Origin of the sequence: Pedobacter sp. (assembly GCF_045627485.1) — a bacterium.
Classification (GTDB): Bacteria; Bacteroidota; Bacteroidia; order Sphingobacteriales; family Sphingobacteriaceae; genus Pedobacter.
This window is the reverse complement of sequence record NZ_JAZQNU010000194.1, coordinates 35882-42536: the sequence shown is the minus strand read 5'-3', so window position 1 is coordinate 42536 and position 6655 is coordinate 35882. Positions and strand designations below refer to the sequence as shown.

At 40.3% G+C, this 6655-nt stretch carries 5 protein-coding genes; 3 read left to right on the top strand and 2 right to left on the bottom strand.

The features are described 5' to 3' along the window. The coding region (locus ACR2F3_RS14950; protein ID WP_432710786.1) for a glycoside hydrolase family 130 protein at nt 1–704 on the top strand (704 nt) is incomplete at its 5' end. 3 nt (nt 705–707) lie between these two features. After that, the gene (locus ACR2F3_RS14945; RefSeq protein WP_432710785.1) at nt 708–1919 is read left to right on the top strand and encodes an AGE family epimerase/isomerase; all 1212 of its coding nucleotides are present in this window, start codon (nt 708–710) and stop codon (nt 1917–1919) included. Here ACR2F3_RS14945 and ACR2F3_RS14940 read toward each other — a convergent pair. Next, nucleotides 1899–3200 (bottom strand): hemolysin family protein, encoded by a 1302-nt coding sequence (locus ACR2F3_RS14940; protein ID WP_432710784.1) that lies wholly within the window; start codon nt 3198–3200, stop codon nt 1899–1901. The two genes, ACR2F3_RS14945 and ACR2F3_RS14940, sit on opposite strands and share 21 nt — an antisense overlap. A gap of 275 nt (nt 3201–3475) precedes the next feature. On the opposite strand from ACR2F3_RS14940, the gene ACR2F3_RS14935 reads away from it, so the two are divergent. Continuing rightward, a complete protein-coding gene (locus ACR2F3_RS14935) occupies nt 3476–6199 on the top strand; it encodes a PAS domain S-box protein (protein WP_432710783.1) in 2724 nt (907 codons plus the stop codon). A gap of 39 nt (nt 6200–6238) precedes the next feature. Here ACR2F3_RS14935 and ACR2F3_RS14930 read toward each other — a convergent pair whose 3' ends face one another. Then, nucleotides 6239–6586 carry a hypothetical protein gene (locus ACR2F3_RS14930; RefSeq protein ID WP_432710782.1) on the bottom strand — a complete coding sequence of 116 codons (348 nt, stop codon included), beginning with the start codon at nt 6584–6586 and terminating at the stop codon, nt 6239–6241. Nucleotides 6587–6655: the final 69 nt, after the last annotated feature.

Sequence of the window (6655 nt, the reverse complement as noted above, 5' to 3'; positions counted from 1 at the left end):
CAGCACATGACCAGACGATGGCGATTGCGCAATGTGGTATCGTACGGACAAAGGACCTGAAAACATGGGAACGACTGGCCGATTTGAAAACAAATTCGCCACAACAAAGAAACGTAGTGTTACATCCGGAATTTGTAGATGGGCAATACGCATTTTATACCCGGCCCCAGGATGGTTTTATTGAATCGGGAACTGGCGGAGGTATTGGTTTCGGTTTGTGTAGCTGTATTGAACAGGCGATAATTACTGAGGAAAGAATTGTGGACAATAAAATATACCATACCGTCTATGAGGCGAAAAATGGCTTAGGTCCTGAGCCAATGAAAACACCGCATGGCTGGTTGCACCTTGCACATGGAGTAAGGTATACTGCTGCTGGGTTACGTTATGTACTGTACCTTTTTATGACTGACTTATATGACCTCACAAAAATTACTTATAAACCCGCAGGTTATTTTTTGGCACCTGTGGGGGAGGAAAGAATTGGTGATGTATCAAATGTGGTTTTTTGTAACGGATGGATACAAGATGACGATGGAAAAGTTTATATTTATTATGCTTCTTCAGATACCAGGATGCATGTGGCAACCAGTACCCTGAAGCAATTGCTTGATTATGTGATGCACACACCCGCTGATGGCTTTAAGTCGGGCAGTTCTGTTCAGCATATCATCAACAACCTACAGAAAAATAAAGAACTGTAACCTATGGAGGTAAACGCCCTGTTAACCACTTATGCATCCGAGCTGCGGCTTGAGTTGGCGAATATTCTTGATTACTGGACGCAGCATACGGTGGATGAAAAGCACGGTGGTTTTGTAGGCCGAATTACCGGGGAGAACCAGGTTGACCAATACGCAGATAAAGGGGTGGTGTTAAATGCAAGAATTTTGTGGGCCTTTTCTGCTGCTTTTAATGCAAAGGAGATAGCAGATTTGAGCCTTGCCGACCGGGCGTACCATTATATTGCCGATCATTTTATAGATATAGATTATGGTGGCGTTTTTTGGACAGTAGATTACCGTGGTGATCCAAAGGATACTAAAAAGCAGATTTATGCGGTGGCGTTCACCATTTATGCCCTTACGGAGTATTTTATGGCATCGGGACTGGAGTTGGCGAAAGAACATGCCATAGCATTGTATAAAGACCTGGTGAAGTACAGTTATGATGAGGAAAATGGCGGTTATTATGAGGCGTTTACCCGGGAATGGGACACACTTGATGATTTGAGACTTAGCGAAAAAGATGCAAATGAGAAAAAAACAATGAATACACACTTGCATGTGCTGGAGGCTTATACAAATCTTTATGCGGTGTGGCCAGATGAGGAATTGAAGGTGCTACTGCAAGAGTTGATTTATGATTTTAATGGATGTATCCTTGATCCGGAGACAAAACACCTGGGTTTATTTTTTGATGAGTTCTGGGTAAAAAAATCTTCGGTGATTTCCTATGGACACGATATCGAAGCCTCCTGGTTGTTGCAGGAAGCGGCTGAAGCAACTCGGGATGACAACTTGATCGTCTCCACGAAAGACATTGCGGTTCAAATGGCAGAAGCCGCATTGGAAGGCCTTGGTGCCGATGGGGCATTATGGTATGAGCAAGGGCTTGATAACCAGCGCCTGAATAAGGAGAAGCATTGGTGGGTACAGGCAGAGGCTATGGTTGGCTTTTTCAATGCCTGGGAACTGACCCAAACAGGATGTTTTTTAATCGCCTCTTTAAATGCCTGGGACTATGTAAAAACAAATCTTTTGGATAGGCAGCATGGGGAGTGGTTCTGGGGCTTTAATGAATATGGGGAGCTGATGAAAGGAGAAGATAAAGTTGGGTTATGGAAATGTCCCTATCATAACTGCAGGGCGTGTTTAGAAATCATCAGACGGATTGGTCTAAAAAATGTCAATCATTGAAGGATTTTCGGAAATTGACATTAAAAGTTTGTCAATCCTAACCCCATCCATATCCACAATTTCAAAGCGGTACCCATCTACTTCTATAAAATCACCTGCCTTAGGGATCGTTTTTAAATGATCCATCATAAATCCCGCAACTGTAGAATAATTATTAATGTCCTCCTGTATCACCGGCATGGAAAAATATTGGTTTAATTCAAAAACCGGGGTACGGCCATTGATCAGGAAAGTCCCGTCTTCTCTTTTTGTAATGTGTGGTTCCTCAGTTTCATCCTCGTCGGGGAGGTTTCCAACGATGGCCTCTATTAAATCGTGTAATGTGATTATGCCCCGTACACTTCCAAATTCATCTACAACAACACCCATGTATTGTTTTTTATCTTTGAATAAATTGAGGATTTTGAATGCTGGCATACTTTGAATCACATAAATTGGCCGCATCAAAATCTGATCCAGGTGAAAGCTAGGCTGGTTAATGTTTTCCAGAACATCTTTGATTGTGACCACACCTTTAGGTTTGTCGATCGTGTGATCTGCAACGATAAACTTTGAATGTGCGGTTTCTTTGATTTTATCAAAAAGCACTTCCTTGGTCCAGTTATAGTCAATCCATTCTATCTCCGAACGATGAGTCATCAGCGATTTCGCTGTTTGATCGGTAAAGGAAAATAGATTTTGCATGGCTTGACTTTCCTCATTTTCCAACACGCCTTGTTTGCCGGCTGTTTTAAGGATAAAACGCAACTCTTCTTCACTCACTTTTTCTTCTTCGTTTTCTTTAACACCGAAAATTCTAAGAATCAACTTAGTGGATCCAGAAAGTAATTTGACGAATGGGTAGGTGGCCAGGGTAAAAACGCGAATAATCGGAACGGTAAACAGCGCAATGTTCTCTGCGTTATTCATGGCAATGGTTTTAGGAACCAGTTCGCCAACAACAATGGTAAAATAGGTGATGCCACCAATAACCAGGATGAGTGAAATGGGGTGAACATAAGCTCCCAGAAAAGAGATCCCTGAGAGAACAGCTACCATATCGTCTGTTAGGGCTGCCCCCCCATAAGCACCTGACACGATGCCAATCAGTGTAATGCCAACCTGAACAGAAGAAAGGAAGTTTTCTGGATTATCAAGTAAGGTAAGGATGGTTTTTGCACGGCTGCTTCCTTGAGAAGCGAGATGTTCTATACGGCCTTTTTTGACTGATACCAGCGCAATTTCAGACAAGGCAAAAAAGCCGTTCAATAATGTTAATATGAAGATGATAAGGATTTCCAAGGTTTTTAGCAGTTTATGTTACAAAGATAAAGTTTTTTAAAATGATATCTTTTGAGCAGGTGGAGGGGGGCATGAAAAGTCTTTTAATCGATATTGTGTGAAGCCATATTTTATTCTGTCAATAGCCTATAGCGCATATATTAGCGTAAAAGTACGCGAAGATGGCATTGTTTTTATTGTATTAGTTAAAGCAACTGTAATTAAATTCTTTATTAAAATAGTGTATTCCAGTTAATTAAAATTATCTTTAGTTTATAACCAAAGAACACTAGCTTATGATAAGCACTAGGGACTTCAAGGAGATATTTAAGGTATTGCCAACTGCGAGTTTGATCATTGCGCCCAATTGCCCAAAGTTTACTGTAACTGCGGTAAATGATGCTTATTTAGCATTAACTGAGCTTTCCGAGAAAGAGTTACTTGGAAAGGATTTTACAGCTGCATTCTCTCACAGTCAATATTTGGATTGGAAAAAGTCGGTAATAAAGGTGCTAAATAGCAAGACTGCCGACAAGATATCAACAGTACGGTATGTAACCCACTCAAAGAATGATCAGGATGTAGTAACCAGGCATGTTGAGATCGCAAATGTACCAATCTTAAATCCTAATAACGAGGTAAGCCATATTGTCTGTTCCTTTGTAGAGATTCCCGATTATAATGGTATGGACGCTATTTCCCAGCCTCAAACGCATTGGGAGAGTGAGCCGGAATTGTTGCGTGCACATCAACAGTATCAAACGATATTAGAAAATATCGATGGTGTGTTGTGGGAATTAAACATAGAAACCCAGGCGCTAACTTTAACCAATGAATATCACAGACCCATTTTGGGATATTCAAAGGCAGAATGGCAATCATCCAAGGAATTTTGGAAACGACACCTTCATCCTTCAGATCGGGAGCTGGTATCTGGGTATTTTGATGCACAGCATTATAAATCTGGGACATTTAATTTCGAATGTAGAATGGCTAATGCTGATGGAAGATACGTATGGTTGAAGAATTTTGTGACTGTAATAGCTGATAACGAACAACCGGTTATTTTACGCGGGTTAATGATTGATATTTCTGAAAACAAGCGTTTAAATAATGTAGAGTATTTTGAGAAAAAAATATTAAAACTGAATGCTAAAAGAGGATCTAAGGTAGAAAACATTTTAACAGCCTATATCCTCGGTTTAGAAGAGATACTTCCAGATTTTAGATGTACTATTCATCGGGTGATGCATGGCCGCATCTATAACTGGGCTTCCCCATCTTTACCAAGATCATATATAAATGCCATCGATGGCCTATTACTGAGTAAAAGTATCGGATCGTGTGGAGCCGCTGCTTACTTGAGGCAGTCGGTAATCGTGCATGATATTAAATATGATTTAAGATGGCAGAAAACAAGCGTTATGGCCCTTGCGACCGGACTTAGGGCTTGTTGGTCTTACCCGGTCATCAACACAGAAGGTGAGGTTATGGCGACATTGGGTTTCTATAGTAGCGAACCAAGATCGCCAAGCGAAAATGAAGAAATAATTATAAAACGCGCTATTGCCTTTTTAAAAGTGATTCTGGAGAGCCGGATCTATTCAGATCAGCTGGAAGGCAATGTAAAGTTATTGGAAGAAGGGCAACACTTAGCAAAATTTGGAAATTGGACATGGGATACCCATACAGATGTAGTGAGGTGGTCTGATTATATGTTTGAAATATATGGACTGGATAAGAACAAGGACAAAATAACCTTTGAAGAGTATTTGAATTTGTTGCACCATGAAGATAAGGAAAGGGTTTCGATAAGTATAGGCGGCGTGTTAAGCACAAAAAAGGACATCGAATATGAAACGCGGATTGTTCGTCCTGACGGAGAAGTAAGACTGCTAAAGTCTTGGTGTAAGCTAAAGATGGGCGAACATGGCGAGGTTATCAGCATGTTGGGCGCATGTTTAGACATTACTGATAGTAGAAAGGCAGAACAGGATGTATCAGCAAATGAAGCCAAGTTGCGTGATTTAGTTGATTCACAAACAAACTTCGTGGTGAGGGTCGATTTAAAAGGTAATTTTACTTATTGTAACAAAAAATACGAAGAGGTATTTGGCTCTTGTACTGAAGGCGCAGATGTTTTTGGCAGTAAGTATGTTAAATCGGTATTTCCCCGTCATTTTAAAATGGTTTTTGATGTTGCCGAGAAATGTTTAATGCAGCCTGGTAATGTGTATCAGGTAGAAATTGATAGTATTACATTAGAGGGAAGGGTTATTCATACGCTTTGGGACATGGTTTGCCTGACAGATAAGCGAGGTGGGCCCTATGAATTACAGGCTATTGGAATTGATATTACAGAGTGGAAACAGAAGAAATCTGACGTGATTGGGGATGTTGCCGGACGAAAAGCTATAGATGCCAAGTCTAAAGCGATGCATGAACGTTACCGCGACCTTTTCTTGCATAGTCCGCAGCCCATGTGGGTTTACGAAGTAGATACGTTGAGGTTCATTGATGTAAATGAAGCGGCTATTAAATGCTATGGATACAGCAGAGAAGAGTTTTTGTCTGCCGATACTGTGATGATTAAACTTGCAGAAGATATGCATCGGTATTTAGAGGTGACAGAGTCGGCGAATCAGGAGAAAAATAGGGTGTTTCAAGGTGTATTTCGCCATCAGCACAAGAATGGGGAGGTATTGCACATGGATATACGAAGTAATCAAATGCGTTTTAATGACAAAGATATTTACTTGGTGCTGGCAAGTGACATCACAGCCAGGATAAACTACTTTGAAGGTATAGAAAGACAGAATGAGAAATTGAAGGAAATTGCGTGGATGCAGTCGCATGTGGTGCGGGCACCTTTGACGCGTATGATGAGCCTGATAGATTTGTTAAAAATGGAGGAAAGCAGGAATTCGGAAAATAATCTGCTCTTCGAATATTTGTTAAGCTCTGCAATAGAACTGGATGAAATTGTAAAGGACATATCGGTTAAAACGCCGAAAGTTTAAAAATCATCATGCCATTGTTTAAATGGCATGATGCAGATATTAACTGAATAATTCCTGAAGATCTCGATCTGCAGTAGGGATTTTTTTTAGAAAATCATCAAATCCTTTTCCTTCCTGTGAACTATACATGCCATAGGCATCCATTATATAACCGATTTGCCCGTTTTTATCTTCCAGCAAGTAAAGCACAGCGTTATCTCCAGGGTCAGAATCACCTTCAAAACGGTATGTTTTAATGATGGTCAAATCTTCTGGGGTATAAATTTGAGTACTCATGGATCCTTGCATTTTGCCGTGATCGGTCATTTTAATTTCATTATCTAAGCCCTTCTGCCTTAGTTTTTCCATGATTTGGCTTAGGGTATTCATTTCTACTGGACGTTCCATAAAGATTTTGTTTAATATGTAACAAAACAATGGCTAACTAAAATGGTTTGACGGGCAGAAAATAAATAA

What these genes read in the sequence shown, in the direction of transcription:
- ACR2F3_RS14945 (WP_432710785.1), top strand. Translation starts at nt 708, where the DNA reads ATGGAGGTAAACGCCCTGTTAACCACTTATGCATCCGAGCTGCGGCTT.
- ACR2F3_RS14930 (WP_432710782.1), bottom strand. Translation starts at nt 6,586, where the DNA reads ATGGAACGTCCAGTAGAAATGAATACCCTAAGCCAAATCATGGAAAAA.
- ACR2F3_RS14935 (WP_432710783.1), top strand. Translation starts at nt 3,476, where the DNA reads ATGATAAGCACTAGGGACTTCAAGGAGATATTTAAGGTATTGCCAACT.